This window comes from Streptomyces sp. Ru73 (genome assembly GCF_002920575.1).
GTDB lineage: Bacteria > Actinomycetota > Actinomycetes > Streptomycetales > Streptomycetaceae > Streptomyces.
The window spans coordinates 1-22343 of record NZ_PQSQ01000042.1 but is presented as its reverse complement, the minus strand read 5'-3'; the positions used below and the strand labels follow the sequence as shown (position 1 = coordinate 22343).

The window sequence follows — 22343 nt, the reverse complement described above, 5'->3', positions numbered from 1 at the left end:
CGGTCCGGCCCACCGCGCTACCGCGCGTTGAAGTACTTCGCCTCCGGGTGGTGGATGACGATGGCGTCGGTGGACTGCTCCGGGTGGAGCTGGAACTCCTCGGAGAGCTCCACGCCGATCCGCTCCGGCTGCAGCAGGTCCGCGATCTTGGCGCGGTCCTCCAGGTCCGGGCAGGCGCCGTAGCCGAGGGAGAAGCGGGCACCGCGGTACTTCAGCGCGAACATGTCCTCCATCTCGGCGGGGTCCTCGCCCTGGAAGCCCAGCTCGGCGCGGACCCGGGCGTGCCAGTACTCGGCGAGGGCCTCGGCGAGCTGGACGGAGAGGCCGTGCAGCTCCAGGTAGTCGCGGTAGGAGTCGGCCGCGAAGAGCTTGGCGGTCTCCTCGCCGATCTTCGAGCCGACGGTGACGACCTGGAGGCCGACCACGTCGGTCTCGCCGGACTCCTCCGGACGGAAGAAGTCCGCCAGGCACAGCCGGCGGCCGCGGCGCTGGCGCGGGAAGGTGAAGCGGGTCCGCTCGGTGCCGTCCTCGTTGAGCAGGATGAGGTCGTCGCCCTTGGAGTGGCAGGGGAAGTAGCCGTACACCACGGCCGCTTCGAGGACGTTGTCGGTCTGGAGCCGGTCCAGCCAGCCGCGCAGCCGCGGCCGGCCCTCGGTCTCCACCAGCTCCTCGTACGTCGGGCCGTCACCCGTACGGGCCTGCTTCAGGCCCCACTGGCCCTTGAAGAGCGCGCCCTCGTCCAGCCAGGAGGCGTAGTCCGCGAGCTGGATGCCCTTGACCACGCGGGTGCCCCAGAACGGCGGGGTGGGGACCGGGTTGTCGGTGGCCACGTCGGAGCGCACCGAGCCCTCGGGCTCCTCCACCTCCAGCTCGGCGGTGTCCCGCTTGGGCACCCGGCGCTGCTTGAGCTCGGGCAGGGTGGCGCCGGGCACGCCGCGCTTGACGGCGATGAGGGCGTCCATCAGGCGCAGGCCCTCGAAGGCGTCGCGGGCGTAGCGGACCTCGCCCTCGTAGATCTCGTGCAGGTCCTGCTCGACGTACGCGCGGGTGAGGGCCGCGCCGCCGAGGATGACGGGGAAGTCGGCCGCCATCTTGCGCTGGTTCAGCTCCTCCAGGTTCTCCTTCATGATCACCGTGGACTTCACCAGCAGCCCGGACATGCCGATGACGTCGGCCTTGTGCTCCTCGGCGGCCTCCAGGATCGCGGAGACCGGCTGCTTGATGCCGAGGTTGACCACGTTGTAGCCGTTGTTGGACAGGATGATGTCCACGAGGTTCTTGCCGATGTCGTGGACGTCGCCGCGGACGGTGGCCAGCACGATGGTGCCCTTGCCCTCGTCGCCCTCCACCTTCTCCATGTGCGGCTCCAGGTACGCCACCGCGGTCTTCATGACCTCGGCGGACTGGAGCACGAACGGCAGCTGCATCTGCCCGGAGCCGAAGAGGTCACCGACGACCTTCATGCCGGCCAGCAGGGTGTTGTTGACGATGTCCAGCGCCGGGGTGGTCTGCAGCGCCTCGTCCAGGTCCTCCTCCAGACCGTTGCGCTCGCCGTCGATGATGCGCCGCTGCAGCCGCTCCTCCAGGGGCAGCGCCGCCAGCTCCTCGGCCTTGCCGGCCTTCAGCGACTTCGCCGTCGCCCCCTCGAAGAGGGCCATCAGCTTCTGCAGCGGGTCGTAGCCCTCGCGGCGCCGGTCGTAGATGAGGTCCAGCGCCGCGGTGACCTGCTCCTCGTCGAACCGCGCAATGGGCAGGATCTTGCTCGCGTGCACGATCGCGGAGTCCAGCCCGGCCTTGACGCACTCGTCCAGGAAGACGGAGTTCAGCACGATGCGCGCGGCCGGGTTCAGGCCGAAGGAGATGTTGGACAGGCCGAGGGTGGTCTGCACCTCCGGGTGGCGGCGCTTGAGCTCGCGGATCGCCTCGATGGTGGCGAGGCCGTCCTTGCGGGACTCCTCCTGACCGGTGCAGATGGTGAAGGTCAGGGTGTCGATGAGGATGTCGGACTCGCGGATGCCCCAGTTGGTGGTGAGGTCGTCGATGAGCCGTTCGGCGATCTCGACCTTCTTCTCCGGGGTGCGGGCCTGGCCCTCCTCGTCGATGGTCAGCGCGATCAGTGCCGCGCCGTGCTCGCGGGCCAGCGCGGCGACCTTGGCGAAGCGGGAGTCGGGGCCGTCGCCGTCCTCGTAGTTCACCGAGTTGATCACCGCGCGGCCGCCCAGCTTCTCCAGGCCCGCCTGCAGGACGTCGACCTCGGTGGAGTCCAGCACGATCGGCAGCGTGGAGGCGGTGGCGAACCGGCCGGCCAGCTCGGTCATGTCCGCGACGCCGTCCCGGCCGACGTAGTCGACGCACAGGTCGAGCATGTGGGCGCCCTCGCGGATCTGGTCCCTGGCCATCTCCACGCAGTCGTCCCAGCGGCCCTCCAGCATGGCCTCGCGGAACTTCTTCGAGCCGTTGGCGTTGGTCCGCTCGCCGATCGCCAGGTACGCAGTGTCCTGCCGGAAGGGCACCGTCTGGTACAGCGAGGCCGCACCCGGCTCGGGGCGCGGGTCCCGCGCGGTCGGGGCTGCGCCGCGGACGCGCTCGACGACCTGGCGCAGGTGCTCCGGCGTCGTGCCGCAGCAGCCGCCGACCAGGGACAGGCCGTACTCGGCGACGAAGGTCTCCTGCGCGTCGGCCAGCTCGCCGGGGGTCAGCGGGTAGTGGGCGCCGTCCTTGCCCAGCACCGGCAGGCCCGCGTTGGGCATGCAGGAGATCGGGACGCGGGAGTGGCGGGCCAGGTAGCGCAGGTGCTCGCTCATCTCCGCCGGGCCGGTGGCGCAGTTCAGGCCGATCATGTCGATGCCCAGCGGCTCCAGCGCGGTGAGCGCGGCGCCGATCTCCGAGCCCAGCAGCATCGTGCCGGTCGTCTCGACGGTGACCGAGCAGATGATCGGCAGGTTGGTGCCGGTGGCCTCCAGCGCGCGGCGGGCGCCGAGGACGGCGGCCTTGGTCTGCAGCAGGTCCTGGGTGGTCTCCACCAGCAGTGCGTCGGCGCCGCCGGCGATCATGCCCTCGGCGTTCTGCTGGTAGGCGTCGCGCAGGGTGGTGTAGGGCGCGTGGCCCAGCGTGGGCAGCTTGGTGCCGGGGCCCATCGAGCCCAGCACCCAGCGCTGCTGTCCGGTGCTCGCGGTGAACTCGTCGGCGACCTCGCGGGCGATGCGGGCGCCGGCCTCGGACAGTTCGAAGACCCGCTCGGGGATGTCGTACTCGCCGAGCGCGGCGTGGTTGGCGCCGAAGGTGTTGGTCTCCACGCAGTCCACCCCGACCGCGAAGTACTCCTCGTGCACCGAGCGCACGATGTCGGGGCGGGTGAGGTTGAGGATCTCGTTGCAGCCCTCCAGCTGCTGGAAGTCCTCCAGGCTGGGGTCCTGGGCCTGGAGCATGGTGCCCATGGCTCCGTCGGCGACCACCACGCGCGAGGCGAGCGCCTCGCGGAAGGCATCGATACGGGCGGAGGGTGTGGTCGTAGGCGTGTGCGAGGCCATGGAGCTGCTCCCGTGGTTGCGACGGCTGTCGGCTTTGCGTCTTCCAGTACGAAGGCGCACCGGGTCAGGGTAACCGCCGGACACCTTCCCGTGACGGCCGTCCCACGGCGTGGGACGGCGGGGGTACTCGTCCGGGGCAGGCGGCACGGGGCCGTGCGGGTCCCGCCGGCGTGCGGGGCGGTGGGCGCGCCGCCGGACCGGGCGTGATCATGGTGCGATGCGCGGCCCACTCCCCCGGGGTCGGCATCGACCGATATCGTTTGGCATTGTCGAACCGCTTCTCCCGGAGGTTGCTCCATGGCACGGACCATTCAGTCGCTGGAGCGCGCCGCGGCCATGCTGCGGCTGCTGGCCGGCGGCGAACGGCGCCTCGGGCTCTCCGACATCGCCTCGGCGCTGGACCTGGCCAAGGGGACGGCGCACGGCATCCTGCGCACCCTTCAGCAGGAGGGCTTCGTGGAGCAGGACGCCGCCTCCGGCCGGTACCAGCTCGGCGCCGAGCTGCTGCGGCTGGGCAACAGCTACCTGGACGTGCACGAGCTGCGGGCGCGCGCCCTCGTGTGGACCGACGACCTGGCCCGCTCCACCGGCGAGAGCGCCTACCTGGGCGTGCTGCACAAGCAGGGCGTGCTGATCGTGCACCACGTCTTCCGGCCCGACGACAGCCGGCAGGTGCTGGAGGTGGGCGCCATGCAGCCGCTGCACAGCACGGCGCTGGGCAAGGTCCTCTCGGCGTACGACCCGGTGGCGCACAGCGAGGCGGTGGAGGCGCCGCGGGAGGCGTTCACCGCGCGCACCCTCACCGATCTGGAGGACTTCGAGGGCGTGCTGGACCTCACCCGTGCCCGGGGCTGGGCGGCGGACGTGGAGGAGACCTGGGAGGGCGTGGCGTCGGTGGCCGCGCCGATCCACGACCGGCGGCGGATGCCGGTGGGCGCGGTGGGCATCACGGGGGCCGTGGAGCGGGTGCAGCGGGACGGGGAGCTGCGTCCCGAAATCATCGCCGCGGTGAGGGATTGCGCACGGTCCGTGTCCAGGGATCTCGGCGCACAGCGCTTCTAACCGATTTGTCCGGTATTTCTGCTTAGGTTTTCCCTCACAGGACCCTTGACGGGCTACTGGCCGTAAACAAAACTGCCGTTCGTCGGTCGGCATTGTCGAACGCAATACGACGATTGTCGTATGGTGGGCAATGCCGGATCGCCGACCAACGCCCTCACCGAGGGCTCGGACCACCGGAGGGACCCGGGGTACGGCGCATCTCGGTGTCCATCTGGACGAAGGACAAAGGAGTCGCGGGTGTCCAGCTCCGACATCTTCATCAGCGAGACCATCGGTACCGCTGTACTGATCCTGCTGGGCGGTGGCGTGTGCGCCGCCGTCACTTTCAAGCGCTCGAAGGCGTACGAGGCCGGCTGGGTGGCCATCGCCCTCGGCTGGGGATTCGCCGTCCTCACCGGCGCTTACATCGCGGCCAAGTCCGGCGCGCACCTGAACCCCGCCGTCACGATCGGCCTGGCCATCCAGGGCGGCATCGAGTGGAGCCAGGTCCCGGTGTACTTCGCCGGCGAGCTGTTCGGCGCCATGATCGGCGCGGTCTGCGTGTGGCTCTCGTACTACGGCCAGTTCAAGGCCCACCTCACGGACCCCGAGGTCATCACCCCGCCGAAGGGTGAGGAGGGCCTCGTCGACCAGGCCCAGGCCCCGAAGGCGGGGCCGGTGCTCGGCATCTTCTCCACCGGCCCGGAGATCAGGAACGCGTGGCAGAACCTCGTCACCGAGATCATCGCCACCATCGTGCTCGTGCTGGCGATCCTGACCCTCGGCCTGAGCGACGACGGCAAGGGCGTCGGCCCGCTCGGCAGCCTCCTGGTGGCGTTCGTCGTCGTCGGGATCGGCCTGTCGCTGGGCGGCCCGACCGGTTACGCCATCAACCCGGTCCGTGACCTCGGTCCGCGCATCGTGCACGCACTGCTGCCGCTGCCCAACAAGGGCGGCTCCGACTGGGGCTACGCCTGGATCCCGGTCGTCGGGCCGCTGATCGGCGGCGCCCTCGCGGGCGGCATCTACCAGCTCGCGTTCGCCTGAGCCGCCGCAGCAGAAGCCGTACGAGACAAGAGCCGCACTCCCCACCGCACCTCCTGGAGCACACACCATGAGCGACACCCACACCACCGGCCCGTTCATCGCGGCCATCGACCAGGGCACGACCTCCAGCCGCTGCATCGTCTTCGACCGCGACGGCCGCATCGTCTCGGTCGACCAGAAGGAACACGAGCAGATCTTCCCCAAGCCGGGCTGGGTCGAACACGACGCCACCGAGATCTGGGAGAACGTCCAGCAGGTCGTGGCCGGCGCCGTCGAGAAGGCCGGCATCACCGCCGCCGACGTGAAGGCCATCGGCATCACCAACCAGCGCGAGACCACGCTGCTCTGGGACAAGCACACCGGCGAGCCCGTCCACAACGCCATCGTCTGGCAGGACACCCGCACCGACGCGCTCTGCAAGGAGCTCGGCCGCAACGTCGGCCAGGACCGCTTCCGCCGTGAGACGGGCCTGCCGCTGGCCTCCTACTTCGCCGGGCCGAAGATCCGCTGGCTGCTGGACAACGTCGACGGGCTGCGCGAGCGCGCCGAGGCCGGCGACCTGCTCTTCGGCACCATGGACTCCTGGGTGATCTGGAACCTCACCGGCGGCGTCAACGGCGGCAAGCACGTCACCGACGTCACCAACGCCTCCCGCACCCTGCTGATGAACCTGCGGAACCTGGAGTGGGACCCCAAGATCCTCAGCTCCCTGGACATCCCGGCGTCGCTGCTCCCGGAGATCAAGTCCTCCGCCGAGGTGTACGGCGAGACCGCCTCCGGCGTGCTGGCCGGCGTGCCCGTGGCCTCCGCGCTCGGCGACCAGCAGGCCGCCCTCTTCGGCCAGACCTGCTTCGACAAGGGCGAGGCCAAGTCCACGTACGGCACCGGCACCTTCATGCTGATGAACACCGGCGGCGAGCCGGTCAACAGCTACAACGGCCTGCTGACCACGGTCGGCTACCGCATCGGCGACCAGGCCCCGGTCTACGCGCTGGAGGGCTCCATCGCCGTCACCGGCTCGCTGGTGCAGTGGATGCGCGACCAGATGGGCCTCATCAACTCCGCCGCCGAGATCGAGACCCTGGCCTCCACGGTCGAGGACAACGGCGGCGCCTACTTCGTACCGGCCTTCTCCGGCCTGTTCGCGCCGTACTGGCGCTCCGACGCGCGCGGCGTGATCGCGGGCCTGACCCGGTACGTCACCAAGGCGCACATCGCACGCGCCGTCCTTGAGGCCACCGCCTGGCAGACCCGCGAGATCACCGACGCCATGACCAAGGACTCCGGCGTCGAGCTGACCGCGCTGAAGGTCGACGGCGGCATGACCTCCAACAACCTGCTGATGCAGACGATCTCGGACTTCCTGGACGCGCCGGTGGTGCGCCCGATGGTCGCCGAGACCACCTGCCTCGGCGCTGCCTACGCGGCCGGCCTGGCCGTGGGCTTCTGGTCCGGCACCGACGAGCTGCGCGCCAACTGGCGGCGGGCCGCCGAATGGACCCCCCGCATGGACGCGGCCACCCGTGACCGCGAGTACAAGAGCTGGCTCAAGGCCGTCGAGCGGACCATGGGCTGGATCGAGGACGAGGAGTAATCACATGAGCACCCTGCAGAGCGTCCCGGCACTCGGGACGCACCCGGCCGACGGTTCGCTCCCGAGCCGCGCCGAGACCCGGGAGCGGCTCGACAAGGCGACGTACGACCTCCTGGTGATCGGCGGCGGCATCCTGGGCATCTCCACCGCCTGGCACGCCGCGCAGTCGGGACTGCGGGTGGCACTGGTGGACGCCGGCGACTTCGCCGGCGCCACCTCCTCCGCCTCCTCCAAGTTGCTCCACGGCGGTCTGCGCTACCTGCAGACCGGCGCGGTGAAGCTGGTGGCGGAGAACCACTTCGAGCGCCGCGCCGTCTCCCGCCAGGTCGCCCCGCACCTGTCGAACCCGCTGACCTTCTACCTGCCGGTCTACAAGGGCGGCCCGCACGGCGCGGCCAAGCTCGGCGCGGGCGTCTTCGCCTACTCCGCGCTCTCCGCGTTCGGCGACGGCGTCGGGCACGTCATCAGCCCGGCCAAGGCCCAGCGGGACGTACCGGAGCTGCGCACGGAGAACCTCCGCGCGGTCGCCGTCTACGGCGACGACCAGATGAACGACTCCCGGATGGCCCTGATGACGGTCCGCGCGGCCGTCGCGGCCGGCGCCACCGTGCTGAACCACGCCGAGGTCACCGGGCTGCGCTTCACCCAGGGCCGGGTCACCGGAGCCGACCTGAAGGACCGCACCGACGGCACCGAGTTCGGCGTCAACGCCCGGCTGGTGCTGAACGCCACCGGCCCGTGGGTGGACCACCTGCGGAAGATGGAGAACCCGAACGCGGCCCCCTCCATCCGCCTCTCCAAGGGCGCGCACCTGGTCCTCAAGCGCACCTCCCCCTGGAACGCGGCGCTGGCGACCCCGATCGACAAGTACCGCATCACCTTCGCGCTGCCGTGGGAGGACATGCTCCTGCTCGGCACCACCGACGAGGAGTACGAGGGCGACCCCGCGGACGTCGCGGTCAACGAGAAGGACGTCGCGCAGATCCTGGACGAGGCGGCGTTCTCCGTCCGGGACCAGCAGCTCTCCCGCGACCTGATCACCTACTCCTTCGCGGGCCTGCGGGTGCTGCCGGGCGGCCCCGGCGACACCTCCAAGGCCAAGCGGGAGACGGTCGTCACCGAGGGCGCCGGCGGCATGCTGTCGGTGGCCGGCGGCAAGTGGACGACGTTCCGGCACATCGGACGTACGGTCATGAACAAGCTCGCCGCGCTGCCCGGCCACCCGCTGGGCGAGGACATGGAGCCGATCTCGGAGCTGCCGCGGAAGCTGCCGCTGCCGGGCATCGCCAACCCGCAGGCGGTCGCGCACCGGCTGCTGGTCGACGGCGGTACGCCGGGCCCTCGGATGTCCGCCGACACCGCCCGGCACCTGGCCACCCACTACGGCTCGCTGTCCTTCGACATCGCCCGGCTGGCGAACGAGGACCCGGCGCTGGCCGAGCGGATCCACCCCGACGCGCCCGAGATCTGGGCGCAGGTGGTGTACGCGCGGGACCACGAGTGGGCCGAGACCGCGGACGACGTGCTGCGCCGCCGTACGACGCTGACGATCCGGGGCCTGGCGACGGACGACGTCCGTGCCAAGGTCGCGGACGTGCTGGCGGCCCGCAAGAGCTGAGGCAGGGGCCGGCGGGCGCGCCCGCCGGCCGTACCGGGGCGGGATTCCGGGAGACCGGAGTCCCGCCCTCGGGCGTCTCCGGGGCCATAATGGCCTCCCCTCAGACATCGGATGTCTGACGGTCGTTTCCGGCGGTTTTCCGGCATACGAACGGGGAGGTCGGCCATGGCGGTCACGGACGAGGCCATCGAGAAGATCAAGGGCATGATCGTCTCCGGCGCGCTGCGCCCCGGCGACCGGCTGCCCAAGGAGAGCGAACTCGCCGCCGAACTGGGCCTGTCCCGCAACTCCCTGCGCGAGGCGGTCCGCGCGCTGGCGCTGATCCGCATCCTGGACGTGCGCCAGGGCGACGGCACGTACGTCACGAGCCTGGACCCGCAGCTGCTGCTGGAGGCGATGAGCTTCGTGGTGGACTTCCACCGCGACGACACCGTCCTGGAGTTCCTGGCCGTCCGCCGGATCCTGGAGCCGGCCGCCACCGCGATGGCCACGGCCCGGCTCACGCCGCCCCAACTGGACGCGCTGGACGCCCAGCTGGACGCGCTCGGCACCGCGCCCTCGGTGGAGGACCTGGTCGCCGCCGACCTGGAGTTCCACCGCGGCATCGTGGCCGCGTCCGGCAACTCGGTGCTCTGCTCCCTGCTGGACGGCCTCTCCGGGCCCACCACCCGCGCGCGCATCTGGCGCGGGCTCACCCAGAAGGACGCGGTGACCCGCACCCTCACCGAGCACCGCGCCATCGTCGGCGCGCTGCGGGCCCGGGACGCGGAGGCAGCGCGCGCCTGGGCCACCGTGCACATCGCCAGCGTCGAGCAGTGGCTGCGGGCGTCGCTGTGACGGGCGGGGCCGGCTGAGGCCCGCGGTCCGTACCGGCGGCGTCTGCGCAGCCGTGGAAACCGGCCGTCGTGCCGTGCGGCCGGACGCCGCCGGCGGGCCCGCGCCGGGGTCCCGTGGGGCCGGTGGCACGGAGGGACATCCGATCTGTGCCGCGCTCCGATGTCTGGGCGGCGCCGCCGCGCCACCGCCCCGATGACGTGCGGCGGTTGCCGGGGACAGATCGGATGAATGAGTACTCGTTAGTGCAGAGGGGCTGCGTGCGGGTACCACCGACGCCGTAGGCTGGGGGCGCACGGAACGGGAACAGCAACCGGTGGCCGCCGACGGGGGGCCGACCGGCCGGAAGGAGGCGTTGGGTGATCGAGCTGGAGGGGGTGCCCGAGCTGATCGACCCGGTCATGGTGGCCGCGTTCGAAGGCTGGAACGACGCCGGCGACGCCGCCTCCGCCGCGGTCGCGCATCTCGACCGGGAGTGGAAGGGCGAGGTCTTCGCCGCGCTGGACGCCGAGGACTACTACGACTTCCAGGTCAACCGCCCGACCGTCTTCATGGAGGACGGCGTACGCAAGATCACGTGGCCGACGACGCGGCTGTCCGTGGTCCGGGTGGGCGGCGAGAAGCCGCGCGACCTGGTGCTGGTGCGCGGCATCGAGCCCAGCATGCGCTGGCGGTCCTTCTGCAACGAGATCCTGGGCTTCGCGCACGAGCTGGGCGTGGAGATGCTGGTCGTGCTGGGCGCGCTGCTCGGCGACACCCCGCACACCCGCCCGGTCCCGGTCAGCGGGGTCACCTCCGATCCGGACCTGGCGCGCACGATGGACCTGGAGGAGAGCAAGTACGAGGGCCCGACGGGCATCGTCGGCATCCTCCAGGAGGCCTGCACGCACGCCGGGGTGCCGGCGGTCAGCCTGTGGGCGGCCGTGCCGCACTACGTCTCGCAGCCGCCCAACCCCAAGGCGACGCTGGCCCTGCTCAACCGCCTGGAGGACCTGCTCGACCTGCGCATCCCGCTGGGCGAGCTGAGCGAGGACGCGCGGGCCTGGCAGCTGGGCGTGGACCAGCTGGCGGCGGAGGACAGCGAGGTCGCGGAGTACGTCCAGTCGCTGGAGGAGGCCCGGGACACCGCCGAGCTGCCGGAGGCGTCGGGCGAGGCCATCGCGCGCGAATTCGAGCGCTATCTGCGGCGCCGGGACCCGCAGGCGGGGCCCGGCGTGGCGACCGACGGCGGGCTCGGCGACGGCCGTGACGCCTCCTACCTGCGCGACACCTCCAGCGGGCGGACCCGCCCGCCCAAGCCGCCGAAGCCGGAGGCGGGCGGCCAGGGGCCGGCCCGCGGCGCGGCGGACGGCCCCGCGAAGCAGCAGGACGACCAGGAGCGCGGCGGGCAGGGGGACGAGCAGACGGGTCCGCCGGACTCCTCGGACCCTGATTCCTCGGAGGACTGACCGGAACGCAGCGGGGCGGTGCAAAGGCACCGCCCCGCTTCGTCGTTCCCGCCTCCGGACGTGCCGTCCACGGGCACTTCCGTCCCAGCTCCCCGCGTACGTCTCCGTAGTGTTTGACCGCTTGACGGCGTGTCATAGGTTTCCGGCCGATTTGCCCACGCTTCCCATTTAGGCCGGATCCCAAACGTAGGGGCCTTCACCGGGCTGGACGAAGACCGTCGGAGGTAGCAGGGTGACGCCCCGAAGCCCCGGCGACACCGCGCCGCAACATCCGGTACACACCGCTGTTGCACGCGGCGGAGTGTGCGGGGTGCGCAGGGCACGGAGCGGCAGGGCACGGAGCAGCACCCGAAGGGAGCGGTCCCAGCGATGACCGATCAGGCACCTCCCGGTACGGGCCCCGGCATGGCGGGCCCCGGACCCGACGGAGCGGGATTCACCTACCAAGGAGCCGAACCGGAGCTGATCGTCGTCGCGCGGGCCGAGCCCCGGCTCCGCGCCGGCGCCGACGGCATCCGGTCGGCCTCAGGAGCGGACGTCTCCGCACTGGAGATGTTCCTCAGTGACCAGCAGCTCACTCTGGAGCCGCTGTTCGGCAACGAGGACCGGATCCAGGCGGCCATGCCCCAGGAGCTCGCGGCGGGCACCACCGCGCTGCCGGACCTCTCGCTCTTCTACCGGGTGCGGGGCGGGGACCAGCGGGCCGTCGAGCTGACCGCCCGGCTCTCCGCCCTCCCGGAGATCGAGACGGCGTACCTCAAGCCGGGGGCCGTACCCGCCTCCTTCCCCGCCCGCGGCCCCGAAGAGGGCCAGGGGCGCAAGGAAGGGGCGCCGGCGACCCCCGACTTCACCGGCCGGCAGGGCCACCTCGGCGCAGCGCCCGAGGGCGTGAACGCCGTGTGGGCCTGGCAGCGCAAGGGCGGCGACGGCGAGGGCGTGACCGTCATCGACGTCGAGGGCGCCTGGCAGCTGGGCCACGAGGACCTGGCGGAGCGGCTCGCCGGCATCGTGATCGGCACCCCGTTCCAGGACCTGGCCTGGCGCAACCACGGTACGGCCGTGCTCGGTGTCATCGGCGGCGACCGCAACGACAAGGGCGTGGTGGGCATCGCACCCGGCGCCGTGACCGCCGCTGCCTCCATCCAGGGCATCGGTTCGGCTGCGGCGATCCTCGCGGCGGCCGAGCGGCTCTCGCGGGGCGACATCCTGCTGGTCGAACTGCACCGGCCGGGCCCGCGGTACGACTTCGAGCACCGCGACGACCAGCGCGGCTACATCGCGCTGGAGTGGTGGCCGGACGACTTCGCCGCGATCCGCTGGGCGACGGCCAAGGGCGTCGTGGTCGTGGAGGCGGCCGGCAACGGCGCGGAGAGCCTGGACGACGCGCTGTACGAGCGCCGCCCCGACCGCTTCCCGGAGTGGTGGCGCAACCCGTTCAACCCCTCCAACCAGACCTCCGGCGCGATCCTCGTCGGGGCCGGCGCCCCGCCGCCCGGCACGCACGGCCGCGACCACGGCCCGGACCGCTCCCGGCTCGGGTTCTCCAACTACGGCACGCGGCTGGACGCCCAGGGCTGGGGCCGCGAGGTCACCACGACCGGCGGCTTCTGGGACCGGCCCGGCGACCTCCAGGGCGGTACCGAGGAGATCGCCTGGTACACCGACAGCTTCTCGGGCACCTCATCGGCCTGCCCCGTCGTGGCGGGCGCGCTGGCGTCGCTGCAGGGCATGCTCAAGGCGGCGGGCATGGAACCGATGAGCCCCGAGAAGGCACGCGAAGTGCTGCGGAACACCGGGTCGCCGCAGCAGGACGCACCGGGCCGGCCGGCCTCCCAGAGGATCGGCAACCGGCCCGACATCAGGGCGGCGGTGACGCACCTGGTGCCCACCTCGGTCGGCTCCGGCCAGGCCGAGCGGTACTGGGACGAGTTGCTTCCGTACCCCCGAGAACTCCCCCCGCGGCTCCGGCTGTTCGTGGCCGGCGCGTGGCGGAACCTGAACCGGCCGGCGCCAGAGGTGCGCCAGGCGGTGCACGCCGCCTTCGCGGGGGGACGGCCCGACGTACGTGTGTGGTACTCCGACGACGAGGTCGTGGGCCTGGTCATCACAGGCTGACGGGCTGGTCGTCACCGGCTGAAGCACACCCACAAAGTCAGGGAAGGCAGACCCTCATGACCACTCAGATGAACCCCCTCGCCCAGCTCGGCCAGCAGGGCCCCAGCACCTCCCCGTTCGGCCAGCAGGGCATGGGCCAGCAGCAGCCCTTCGGGCAGCAGCAGCCGTTCGGCCAGCAGATGCAGCAGCCCATGGGCGGGCTGGAGCAGCTGCAGCAGCTCGGCCAGCAGCAGCCGTTCCAGCAGCTGCTGCAGCAGCTGGGCGGCCAGCAGCCTCAGCAGTACGGCCAGGCGCAGCAGATGGAGCAGCAGCACGAGCAGCAGTACCAGCAGCACCTGCAGCAGATCCAGCAGCAGGTCGTCCAGCAGGTGCAGCAGGTTCAGCAGCAGGAGGCGCAGCAGCTGGCCTCCGGTGTGGCGAACGCCTTCATCTCCATCCCGCAGCCCCTTCCGGGCCAGCCGCGGCTGATCGTCCTGCGCATCAACAACCAGCTGCGCGTTCTGCCCAACCCGACCACCGAGACCTTCGACCAGGTCCAGGAGGCTTTCGCGTTCGGTCAGCACGTGGTCGGCATCTGGCACACCCAGGCCCCGAGCGTCCTGCGCAGCGTCCGCATCCAGCGGATCTGACGCAGCCCGGACGCCACGGCGGCACGCCACCGGGCGGTCATCGGCTGAACCGGTGCCGGTGACCCGCGGGTGAGCGAGAAAGGGGCGCTTCCTCCTCGGAGGAAGCGCCCCGTTACATGTGTGTGCGGTCAGCGGGTCACAGCGCCACGCCGAGCAGCGCGTCCACGGCCCGGGACACCAGGCCCGGCGCGCCCTCGTCGGTGCCGCCCTCGGCCTGCTGCTTCGCGGCCCAGCGGTCGACGGCGGCGAGCGCGGCCGGCGAGTCCAGGTCGTCGGCGAGCGCCTCGCGCAGCTCCTCCAGGAGCGCCTCGGCGGGCGGGCCGTCCGGGCGGGAGACCGCGGCGCGCCAGCGGGCGAGCCGGTCCACCGCGTCCTGCAGGACCTGGTCGGTCCACTCCCAGTCCGCGCGGTAGTGGTGGGCCAGCAGGGCGAGCCGGATGGCGGCCGGGTCGGTGCCGGCCCGGCGCACCTTGGAGACGAAGACCAGGTTGCCCTTGGACTTGGACATCTTCTCGCCGTCCAGGGCCACCATGCCGGCGTGCACGTACGCCTTGGCGAACGGGTGCTCGCCGGTCAGCGCCTGGGCGTGCGAGGCGCCCATCTCGTGGTGCGGGAACGCCAGGTCCGAGCCGCCGCCCTGCACGTCGAAGCCCATGCCCAGGTGGTCCAGGGCGATGGCGACGCACTCGATGTGCCAGCCGGGGCGGCCCCGGCCGAGCGAGCCGCCGTCCCAGCTGGGCTCGCCGTCGCGGGCCGCCATCCACAGCATCGGGTCCAGCGGGTTCTTCTTGCCCGGGCGCTCCGGGTCGCCGCCGCGCTCGGCGGAGAGCAGCCGCATCGCCTCGGCGTCCAGGTTCGAGACCCCGCCGAAGTGCGGGTCGGACTCGACGGAGAAGTAGATGTCGCCTTCGAGCTCGTACGCGGCACCGGAGTCCCGGAGCCGCTCCACCAGCGGCACGATGCCCGGTATGGCCTCCACGGCGCCGATGTAGTGCTGCGGCGGCAGCATCCGCAGGGCGGTCATGTCCTCGCGGAAGAGCGCGGTCTCCCGCTCGGCGAGCGCGGTCCAGTCGTCGCCGGTGGCCACGGCCCGCTCCAGCAGCGGATCGTCGACATCGGTGACGTTCTGTACGTAGTGGACCTGCCGCTTCGTGTCGAGCCACACGCGCTGCACGAGGTCGAACGCGTTGTAGGTCGCCGCGTGACCCATGTGGGTCGCGTCGTACGGCGTGATGCCGCAGACGTAGAGACGGGCGACGGGACCGGGGGCGAGGGTCACCCGTCCGCCGGTCGCGGTGTCGTGGATCCTCAGGTCGCGGCCCTGGCCGGGCAGGGCGGGGACCTCAGAAGCGGGCCATGCATGCATGCCATGAGCGTAACCGGACGCAGGTTCCGGATACGAACCGGAGTGTGGGTCTTGGCCTGATAGGCGGTCTTGCGTCTTCGGCGCGGGTGTGCCTCACCGTGCCGTACGGGTCAGATCGGGGGCCACGGGATCGGCGGCCACTCGCCGCTGGGCTGCGGGTGCACGCCGGAGCGGAGCATCGCGGCGATCCGCTCGCGCAGTGCGGTGATCTCGTCCCCGGTGAGACATTCGGCCAGTCGGGCGGCGAGCGGCTGCCCGTCGGCGGTCTCCGCTGCCAGCCGCTCCAGCGCGGCGACGGCCTCCTCGGTCAGCGGTTCGCCGGCCCAGCCCCACAGGAGGGTGCGCAGCCGGTCCTCGACGTGGAAGGTCACCCCGTGGTCGATCGCATGGACGTGCCCGTCGGCGGTGGGCAGCAGGTGGCCGCCCTTGCGGTCACCGTTGTTGATCACCGCGTCGAGGACGGCGAGCCGGCGCAGCCGCGGGTCGTCGGCGTGCACCAGGAGCGCGGTACGCCCCTCGCCGACCTCGGCGAAGCCGACCGCCTTCCAGCCGGGTCCCGGCTCCTCCTCCTCGACCAGGGCCAGCAGCTCGGGGCTGTCGCCCTCGCCGGACGCCTCGATCCACTCCTGGACCATGCCGCGCCCGTACGGGCCGTCGCGCAGCACCGTGGGCGGGATCAGGTCCCAGCCGGTGGCGCGGGAGACCTCGTACGCGGCGACCTCGCGCTGGGCGAGGGTGCCGTCGGGGAAGTCCCACAGCGGGCGCTCCCCCGCGACCGGCTTGTACACGCAGTGGGCGGTCCGGTCCTCGTACGTCACGGAGCAGTACAGGACGGCGTTGGACGCCTCGCGGACCCGGCCCAGGACGGTCAGCTCGCCGTGCTCGAGGTGCTTCTCGAGCTCGGCGGGCGTCAGGCGTCCCGCCGGTATCCGTTCTGGCGCGGACATACGTGTCCCTCCGGGTCGAGCGGCAGGCTGCACAGCGGGCACGGCGGGCGCCCGGCGTTCACGACTTCCAGGGCGCGCTTGGCGAAGGCGCGGGCCATGGTGCCGGTGAGCCGGACGCGGAGCATCGGGGGGCCGTTCTCGTCGTCCTGGAGCAGCCGCTCCTCGGCCTCGGCGAGGTCCTCGTCGTTGTCGGCGTCCAGCTCGACCAGCGCCTGCGCCTCGACGATCATGCGCTCCTCGTCGCCGTCCCAGGCCAGCGCCATGGTGCCGACGCGGAACTCCTCCTCCACCGGGCTCTCCAGCGGTGCCGTGTCGTCGATCTCGGACGGGGCGACGGCCGGCACCGGGGCGTTGCCCCCGCTGCGGCGCACCACCTCGTCCAGCAGCTCGTCCATGCGCTCGGCGAGTGCGGCGACCTGGGTCTTCTCCAGGGCGACGCTGGTGGTGCGGCCGGCCGCGCTGGCCTGGAGATAGAAACTGCGGCGGCCAGGCAGCCCGACCGTGCCGGCCACGAAGCGGTCCGGCGCGTCGTAGAAGAACACCTGACGGGACAAGGTCCTGCTCCGATTGCTCGACTGCGGGGATCTGTGGTCACGGGAACGGGATCACAGGTGGCGTGGCGGGCAGCGCCGTCGCACCACCCTACTGCGCCATCTGATCACGTCGCTCCCGCGCCACCGCCGATCGTCGCGTCGCGCTCGGCGGCGGCGCCGGAGCCGTCCTCCTTGGGGGCCAGCGAGCCGAAGTCGCCGGTGTCGCCGAGCCGGATCAGGTACGGGCGCAGCGGCGTGTAGCGGATCGCCGTGACCGAGCAGGGCTCGACGGACACCCGCTGGAAGAGGTCCAGGTGCATGCCGAGCGCGTCGGCGACGAGCGACTTGATGATGTCGCCGTGCGAGCACATCAGGTACACCGCCTCGGGCCCGTGCTGCTCCTCGATGCGGGCGTTCCAGGCCCTGACCGCGTCCACGGCGCGGTTCTGCATGGTGCGCATCGTCTCGCCGCCGGGGAAGCCGGCGGCGGAGGGGTGCTGCTGCACGGTGTTCATCAGCGGCTCGTCGGCCAGCTCGGCGAGCTTGCGGCCCGACCAGTCGCCGTAGTCGCACTCGTTGATGCCGTCCTCGGTGTGCAGCGGCAGGTCCGGGCGCGCCGCGAGCAGCGGGGCCAGCGTCTCCCGGCAGCGCTGGAGCGGGCTGCACACGGCTGCGGCGAGCGGCACGGCGGCGAGCCGGCCGGGCAGCGCTGCGGCCTGTGCGGCGCCCCGCTCGTCCAGGGAGACGCCGGGCGTGCGCCCCGCGAGGACGCCGGAGTTGTTGGCGGTGGAGCGGCCGTGCCGTACGAGGATCAGCGTGGGCATGGCGACCACCCTACGTCCCGGCCGGGAGCGGAGCGCGGGCCGTCCGCCGGCCGCCCTGGCAGGAGTGGCCGCAGGCAGCGAGAATGCCCGGTGTGATCGTGGATTGTGCCATCTACCGGAACGGCCGGCGGATCGAGAAGCCGGCGGACTACTCCACCGCGCTCGAGGAGGCCCGCGCGGAGGGGCACTCCTTCCTGTGGCTCGGTATGCATGAGCCGACCGAGGAGGAGTTCGAGCAGGTCAGCGAGGAGTTCGGGCTGCATCCGCTGGCCGTGGAGGACGCGCTCAAGGCGCATCAGCGGCCGAAGCTGGAGGTGTACGACGACTCGCTGTTCATGGTCCTGAAGCCGATCGAGTACGACGACGAGGCGGACAGCGTCAGCTCGGGCGAGCTGATGCTCTTCATCGGCGACTGCTTCGTGGTGACGGTGCGGCACGGCGAGGGCAGCCCGCTGGCGGCCGTGCGCCGCCGCCTGGAGCACGAGCCCGAGGTCCTGGAGCAGGGCCCGACGGCGGTGCTGTACGCGGTCAGCGACGCGGTCGTCGACCACTACATCGACGTGGCCGCCGAACTCCAGCTGGACCTGGAGGAGTTGGAGGCCGAGGTGTTCGCGCCGGTGTCCTCCGAAGGGGGCCGGGCCGGCCGCGGCAGCCGGAACACCGCACAGGCGATCTACAACTTCAAGCGGGAGGTGCTGGAGTTCCGGCGGGCCACGGGGCCGCTCGCCGAGCCGATGGCGCGGCTGCGGAACCCCGGCGTACCGTTTGTGCACGACGGCGCGCGCCCTTTCTTCCGCGACGTGGACGACCACCTGACGCGGGCGAACGAGTCCGTGGAGGGCATGGACCGGCTGCTGTCGGACATCCTCTCGGCGCACCTCGCGCAGATGGGCGTGCGGCAGAACGACGACATGCGCAAGATCTCGGCGTGGGCGGCGCTGGCCGCCGTGCCGACCATGGTCGCGGGCGTGTACGGCATGAACTTCGAGCACATGCCCGAGCTGAGGTGGACCTTCGGCTATCCGGCGTGCCTGCTGGTCATGGCCGGCCTCGAACTGTGGCTGTACCAGCTCTTCAAGCGGCGCGGGTGGCTGTAGGGGCCGGCCGGTTCCGGCACCGCGGGCCGGGCTTCCCAGGCGCCTCCCTGGCGCCGCCCCGAGCCGTCAGGCGAATTCGGGTGCCGCGGGGGCCGGGCCGCCCAGCGCGTCCCGCCGCTCCGGCATCCGCAGGCTGACCATGCGCCGCCAGCCGTACGCCTGCTCGTAGGCGTACAGGGCGTGGATGCCGGCCGTGAGCAGCGCCCGCTTGGCGCGGGGCCAGCGCAGGATGTGGCCCATCCGCTCCATGACCGCGAGGCTGACGTCGCGGTGGACGGCGATCTCGGCCTGTACGCCCTCGCGCAGGGCCCGCCGGATCTCCTCGGCATACCCGGCGCCGGAGAGCCGCAGCAGCTCCTCGTGGCAGTAGGCCAGGTGGTTGTCCTCGTCCCTGGCGATCATCCGGACCGCCTTGCCGACCTCCGGGTGGTCGCCGAAGTGTTTCTGCAGCAGTCCCATCTGCGCCGCTGCCCGCTCCTCGGTGATCCGGCTGTGCGCCAGGTAGGCGACGATGTCCGTCTCCGTCAGCGGCTCGTCGCGCTGCAGCTTCTCGTGCGCCAGCCCGATGCCGCGCCGCTCCAGGAGCATGGTGTAGTCGGCCGCGGCCGGTACCGCGACGGCCTGGAGCCCGCGCCGCCGCAGCAGGGCGTTGAAGATCCGGCCGTGCTTCTCCTCGTCAGCGCCGTGCCGGGCGATCTTGCGGGCCATGGCCCGCTGGCTCTCCGGGACCAGCGCGGCGATCCGCCCGTTCTCCCAGCCGCCCTGGGTCTCACCGCTCGCGGCGATGGAGCAGAACAGCCGGAAGGATTCGTCGTGGTCCAGGATCTCCTGGAAGAGACTCTTCGCCGTGAGCATCGACGGACCTCCATGACTCCACCTCGAACAGGACACCCGCAAAGGAAAAGTCAAGTGCGGTGCCGGGTCCGCGGCAACACGGAGCCCGGCGAACTCCTCCGAACGATGGACCGGAGCCCCCTGTGCGGGGCGTAACCACCCCGGGCGTCGGCGCGTTGTGCTGTGTGACGGCCGTGGCGGGGAAGACCCCCGAGCCCCCACCACGGCCGCAGTCGTCCGGCCCTGGGGGCCACTTCCCCGCCCCCAGGGCCGCCTCCCCGCCGCCGGCGGGTGCCGTTGCCGGTGTCCGGCCGGTCCGGCCCCGGACCGCCCCTCGGACCAGTCCGGCCCTCGGGCCGTCCCTCAGGCCAGTCCGGCCCGCTCCAGCGCCTCGGTGCCCGCCCGCAGCGCGGCGATCCGCTCCTCCAGCGTGAAGCCCGCCGGGGACAGCGTCAGCGTCGTCACCCCGGCCGCCGCGTACGCCTGCATGCGGTCCGCGATCCGCTCCACCGAGCCGAGCAGGGTGGTGGAGTCGATGAGCTCGTGCGGGACGGCGGCCGCAGCGGCGTCCTTCTCGCCCGCCAGGTACTTCTCCTGGATCTCGGCCGCCGCCTCCCCGTAGCCCATCCGCTGCGCGAGCCGGTTGTAGAAGTTCTGCTTCCGGCTGCCCATGCCGCCCACGTAGAGCGCGGTGTACGGGCGGAAGGCGTCGGCGAGCGTGCGTACGTCCTTGTCCTCGCCCACCGCGATCGGAAGCGTCGGGCAGACGTCGAAGCCCTCCATGGTCAGCCCGGCCTTCTCCCGGCCCGCGCGCAGGTGCGAGATCGCGGTGTCCTGGAGGTGCTCGGCGGCGGGGAAGATCAGCAGCGCGCCGTCGGCGATCTCGCCGGTCTGCTCCAGGTTCTTCGGCCCGATCGCCGCGATGTACAGCGGAATGCGCTCGCGCTTGGGGTGCACCGTCAGCTTGATCGGCTTGCCCGGACCACCGGGGAGCGGCAGCGTCCAGTGCTCGCCCTCGTAGGACAGCCGCTCACGCGCCATCGCCTTCCGGACGATCTCCACGTACTCGCGGGTGCGCGCCAGCGGCTTGTCGAACTTGACGCCGTACCAGCCTTCGGAGACCTGCGGGCCCGAGACGCCGAGGCCGAGCCGGAAGCGGCCGTCGGAGAGGGAGTCCAGGGTGGCGGCGGTCATCGCGGTCATGGCGGGGGTGCGGGCCGGGATCTGGAAGATCGCCGAGCCGACGTCGATCCGCTCGGTCTGCGCGGCCACCCAGGACAGCACGGTCGGCCCGTCCGAGCCGTACGCCTCCGCCGCCCAGCAGACCGCGTAGCCGAGCCGGTCGGCCTCCTGCGCGACGGCGAGGTTGTCCCCGTCCATGCCGGCACCCCAGTAACCGAGGTTGATCCCGAGCTTCATGCGGCTCCCCTCACATCGATGACGATCACTCGCCATGTTCGATCTTCGCCGTCCGCCCCACAAGAGCGCCGGATCCCTGGCATGACACAGCGTCTTACTCGTCGGTAACGACGTCGTGCGGGGACTGTAACGCGGCGCCCCCGCACGGCGTAAGGGATGGCCCGGCCGCCGCCGTGCCGGGCGTTGTCCACAGGTCCCCGCAAGTCCGGGACGGGCCAGTAACCTCAGGGCCCATGGAGCAAAGGCACCTCGGCCGCACCGGCCTGCGCGTGTCCCGTCTCGGCCTGGGCACGCTGACCTGGGCGCGCGATACGGACGACCGCGACGCCGCCGACCAGTTGAAGACCTTCTGGGAGGCGGGCGGCACGCTCGTGGACACCGCCGACGTCTATGCCGACGGCGGCGCCGAGTACCTCCTGGGCCGGCTCGTGGAGGGCATGGTGCCCCGCCGGGATCTGGTCATCGCCACCAAGGCCGGCAGCGTCCTGGAGGCCGACCGCCGGGTCGACGGCTCCCGCCGCCACCTCCTCGCGGCGCTCGACGACTCCCTGGAGCGCCTCGGCACCGACTACGTCGACCTGTGGCAGGTGCACGCCTTCGACCCGCACACCCCGCTGGAGGAGACGCTCCAGGCCCTCGACATCGCCGTCAGCAGCGGCCGCGCGCGGTACGTCGGCGTCGCGAACTTCTCCGGCTGGCAGCTCGCCAAGGCCGCCACCTGGCAGCTGGCCGCGCCGACCGTGCGCGCCCGGCTGGCCAGCGCGCAGATGGAGTACTCCCTCCTCCAGCGCGGCGTGGAGCGCGAGGTGCTGCCCGCTGCCCGCGACCTCGGGCTGGGCCTGCTGCCCTCCTCCCCTCTCGGCCGCGGCGTCCTCACGGGCAAGTACCGGCACGCCACGCCGCCCGACTCGCGCGGCGCGTCCGAGCACCTGGCGCCCTTCGTGGCGCCGTATCTGGACGAGGCGGCCGGCCGGATCGTCGACGCGGTCGCCACGGCCGCCGACGGCCTCGCCGTGACCCCGCTCCAGGTCGCCCTGTGCTGGCTCCGCGACCGCCCGGGAGTGACCGCTCCGCTCCTCGGCGCACGCACTGCGCAGCAGCTCAGGGCGGCATTGTCAGTGGAGACCCTTAGTCTTCCTGACGAGATCCGGCGTGCACTGGACGACGTCTCCGCGCCCGTGCACCGCTACCCCGACCACGACTGGAGCACCCTGTGAACACCGACCACCCCACCGGCGCCCCCGCCCCTGCCGAGGCCCCGGAAACCCCGGCTCCGGCGGGCGACGACGCCCCGCAGCCGGCCACGGGGGCCGACGCGGGGGGCACCGGCGCGGACGAGACGGCGCCGGGCGGCGCGGCCCGGTCGGCGGAGGACGGCGGCACCGCGGCCGCGGGCGGGGCTTCCGGCGACGGGGACGCTGGTGGCGAGACGTCCGGGGCTGCTGGGAGTGCTGGAGGGGCCGGTGC

Annotated in this window: 17 protein-coding genes and 1 pseudogene; 11 read left to right on the top strand and 7 right to left on the bottom strand. The window is 72.1% G+C overall.

The window, feature by feature from the left end; translation table 11 throughout:
- Positions 1-17: 17 nt before the first annotated feature.
- The gene (metH, locus tag C3486_RS19275; RefSeq protein WP_103833974.1) at positions 18-3530 is read right to left on the bottom strand and encodes a methionine synthase; all 3513 of its coding nucleotides are present in this window, start codon (positions 3528-3530) and stop codon (positions 18-20) included.
- A gap of 297 nt (positions 3531-3827) precedes the next feature.
- Here metH and C3486_RS19270 point away from each other — a divergent pair, with 297 nt between their 5' ends.
- The 8 genes from C3486_RS19270 (at position 3828) to C3486_RS19235 (ending at position 13856) form a co-directional block, all read left to right on the top strand.
- The gene (locus tag C3486_RS19270) at positions 3828-4592 is read left to right on the top strand and encodes an IclR family transcriptional regulator (RefSeq protein WP_103833973.1); all 765 of its coding nucleotides are present in this window, start codon (positions 3828-3830) and stop codon (positions 4590-4592) included.
- 237 nt (positions 4593-4829) lie between these two features.
- Positions 4830-5618: an MIP/aquaporin family protein gene (locus C3486_RS19265; RefSeq protein ID WP_103833972.1), complete on the top strand. Its 789-nt coding sequence runs from the start codon at positions 4830-4832 to the stop codon at positions 5616-5618.
- A 67-nt stretch (positions 5619-5685) separates the two neighbouring features.
- A complete protein-coding gene (glpK, locus tag C3486_RS19260; RefSeq protein ID WP_103833971.1) occupies positions 5686-7212 on the top strand; it encodes a glycerol kinase GlpK in 1527 nt (508 codons plus the stop codon).
- Between the two features lie 4 nt (positions 7213-7216).
- Positions 7217-8830, top strand: a complete 1614-nt coding sequence (locus C3486_RS19255; RefSeq protein ID WP_103833970.1) for a glycerol-3-phosphate dehydrogenase/oxidase — start codon at positions 7217-7219, stop codon at positions 8828-8830.
- Between the two features lie 165 nt (positions 8831-8995).
- Positions 8996-9667, top strand: coding sequence for a FadR/GntR family transcriptional regulator (locus C3486_RS19250; protein ID WP_103833969.1), 672 nt, complete (start codon positions 8996-8998; stop codon positions 9665-9667).
- A 356-nt stretch (positions 9668-10023) separates the two neighbouring features.
- Positions 10024-11112 carry a PAC2 family protein gene (locus tag C3486_RS19245; RefSeq protein WP_103833968.1) on the top strand — a complete coding sequence of 363 codons (1089 nt, stop codon included), beginning with the start codon at positions 10024-10026 and terminating at the stop codon, positions 11110-11112.
- 369 nt (positions 11113-11481) lie between these two features.
- Entirely contained in the window at positions 11482-13227 is a 1746-nt protein-coding gene (locus C3486_RS19240; protein ID WP_103833967.1) for a S8 family peptidase, read from the top strand.
- Between the two features lie 56 nt (positions 13228-13283).
- Positions 13284-13856 (top strand): hypothetical protein, encoded by a 573-nt coding sequence (locus C3486_RS19235; RefSeq protein ID WP_258052864.1) that lies wholly within the window; start codon positions 13284-13286, stop codon positions 13854-13856.
- A 136-nt stretch (positions 13857-13992) separates the two neighbouring features.
- Here the strand turns inward: C3486_RS19235 and mshC are convergent, their stop codons facing one another.
- The 4 genes from mshC to C3486_RS19215 form a co-directional block, all read right to left on the bottom strand.
- A complete protein-coding gene (gene mshC, locus C3486_RS19230; protein ID WP_103833966.1) occupies positions 13993-15222 on the bottom strand; it encodes a cysteine--1-D-myo-inosityl 2-amino-2-deoxy-alpha-D-glucopyranoside ligase in 1230 nt (409 codons plus the stop codon).
- Positions 15223-15332: 110 nt separating this feature from the next.
- Positions 15333-16169, bottom strand: a complete 837-nt coding sequence (locus C3486_RS19225; RefSeq protein WP_103833965.1) for an SCO1664 family protein — start codon at positions 16167-16169, stop codon at positions 15333-15335.
- Positions 16133-16723 (bottom strand): DUF3090 domain-containing protein, encoded by a 591-nt coding sequence (locus C3486_RS19220; RefSeq protein ID WP_103833964.1) that lies wholly within the window; start codon positions 16721-16723, stop codon positions 16133-16135. The genes C3486_RS19225 and C3486_RS19220 overlap by 37 nt, the downstream gene beginning before the upstream one ends.
- A 104-nt stretch (positions 16724-16827) precedes the next feature.
- The gene (locus tag C3486_RS19215) at positions 16828-17526 is read right to left on the bottom strand and encodes a histidine phosphatase family protein (RefSeq protein ID WP_103834001.1); all 699 of its coding nucleotides are present in this window, start codon (positions 17524-17526) and stop codon (positions 16828-16830) included.
- Between the two features lie 83 nt (positions 17527-17609).
- Here C3486_RS19215 and corA point away from each other — a divergent pair, with 83 nt between their 5' ends.
- The gene (gene corA, locus C3486_RS19210) at positions 17610-18623 is read left to right on the top strand and encodes a magnesium/cobalt transporter CorA (RefSeq protein WP_103833963.1); all 1014 of its coding nucleotides are present in this window, start codon (positions 17610-17612) and stop codon (positions 18621-18623) included.
- A gap of 66 nt (positions 18624-18689) precedes the next feature.
- On the opposite strand, the gene C3486_RS19205 is transcribed toward corA, so the two are convergent.
- Together C3486_RS19205 and C3486_RS19200 are read right to left on the bottom strand one after the other, a co-directional pair.
- On the bottom strand, positions 18690-19478 hold the full coding sequence (locus tag C3486_RS19205; protein ID WP_103833962.1) for a hypothetical protein: 789 nt from the start codon (positions 19476-19478) through the stop codon (positions 18690-18692).
- A gap of 342 nt (positions 19479-19820) precedes the next feature.
- Positions 19821-20876, bottom strand: a complete 1056-nt coding sequence (locus tag C3486_RS19200) for an LLM class F420-dependent oxidoreductase (RefSeq protein ID WP_103833961.1) — start codon at positions 20874-20876, stop codon at positions 19821-19823.
- Positions 20877-21109: 233 nt separating this feature from the next.
- Between C3486_RS19200 and C3486_RS19195 the strand changes: the two genes are divergently transcribed.
- Positions 21110-22093, top strand: a complete 984-nt coding sequence (locus tag C3486_RS19195; protein ID WP_103833960.1) for an aldo/keto reductase — start codon at positions 21110-21112, stop codon at positions 22091-22093.
- Positions 22090-22343 (top strand): annotated as a pseudogene (locus tag C3486_RS37690) (hypothetical protein); the annotation flags it as partial. The gene C3486_RS19195 and the pseudogene C3486_RS37690, both read left to right, overlap by 4 nt.

Bases quoted from the DNA above. Each gene is read 5' to 3' on its own strand.
- metH (WP_103833974.1), bottom strand. From the start codon at position 3,530: ATGGCCTCGCACACGCCTACGACCACACCCTCCGCCCGTATCGATGCC.
- C3486_RS19270 (WP_103833973.1), top strand. From the start codon at position 3,828: ATGGCACGGACCATTCAGTCGCTGGAGCGCGCCGCGGCCATGCTGCGG.
- glpK (WP_103833971.1), top strand. From the start codon at position 5,686: ATGAGCGACACCCACACCACCGGCCCGTTCATCGCGGCCATCGACCAG.
- C3486_RS19255 (WP_103833970.1), top strand. From the start codon at position 7,217: ATGAGCACCCTGCAGAGCGTCCCGGCACTCGGGACGCACCCGGCCGAC.
- C3486_RS19250 (WP_103833969.1), top strand. From the start codon at position 8,996: ATGGCGGTCACGGACGAGGCCATCGAGAAGATCAAGGGCATGATCGTC.
- C3486_RS19240 (WP_103833967.1), top strand. From the start codon at position 11,482: ATGACCGATCAGGCACCTCCCGGTACGGGCCCCGGCATGGCGGGCCCC.
- C3486_RS19235 (WP_258052864.1), top strand. From the start codon at position 13,284: ATGACCACTCAGATGAACCCCCTCGCCCAGCTCGGCCAGCAGGGCCCC.
- mshC (WP_103833966.1), bottom strand. From the start codon at position 15,222: ATGCATGCATGGCCCGCTTCTGAGGTCCCCGCCCTGCCCGGCCAGGGC.
- C3486_RS19225 (WP_103833965.1), bottom strand. From the start codon at position 16,169: ATGTCCGCGCCAGAACGGATACCGGCGGGACGCCTGACGCCCGCCGAG.
- C3486_RS19215 (WP_103834001.1), bottom strand. From the start codon at position 17,526: ATGCCCACGCTGATCCTCGTACGGCACGGCCGCTCCACCGCCAACAAC.
- corA (WP_103833963.1), top strand. From the start codon at position 17,610: ATGCCCGGTGTGATCGTGGATTGTGCCATCTACCGGAACGGCCGGCGG.
- C3486_RS19205 (WP_103833962.1), bottom strand. From the start codon at position 19,478: ATGCTCACGGCGAAGAGTCTCTTCCAGGAGATCCTGGACCACGACGAA.
- C3486_RS19200 (WP_103833961.1), bottom strand. From the start codon at position 20,876: ATGAAGCTCGGGATCAACCTCGGTTACTGGGGTGCCGGCATGGACGGG.
- C3486_RS19195 (WP_103833960.1), top strand. From the start codon at position 21,110: ATGGAGCAAAGGCACCTCGGCCGCACCGGCCTGCGCGTGTCCCGTCTC.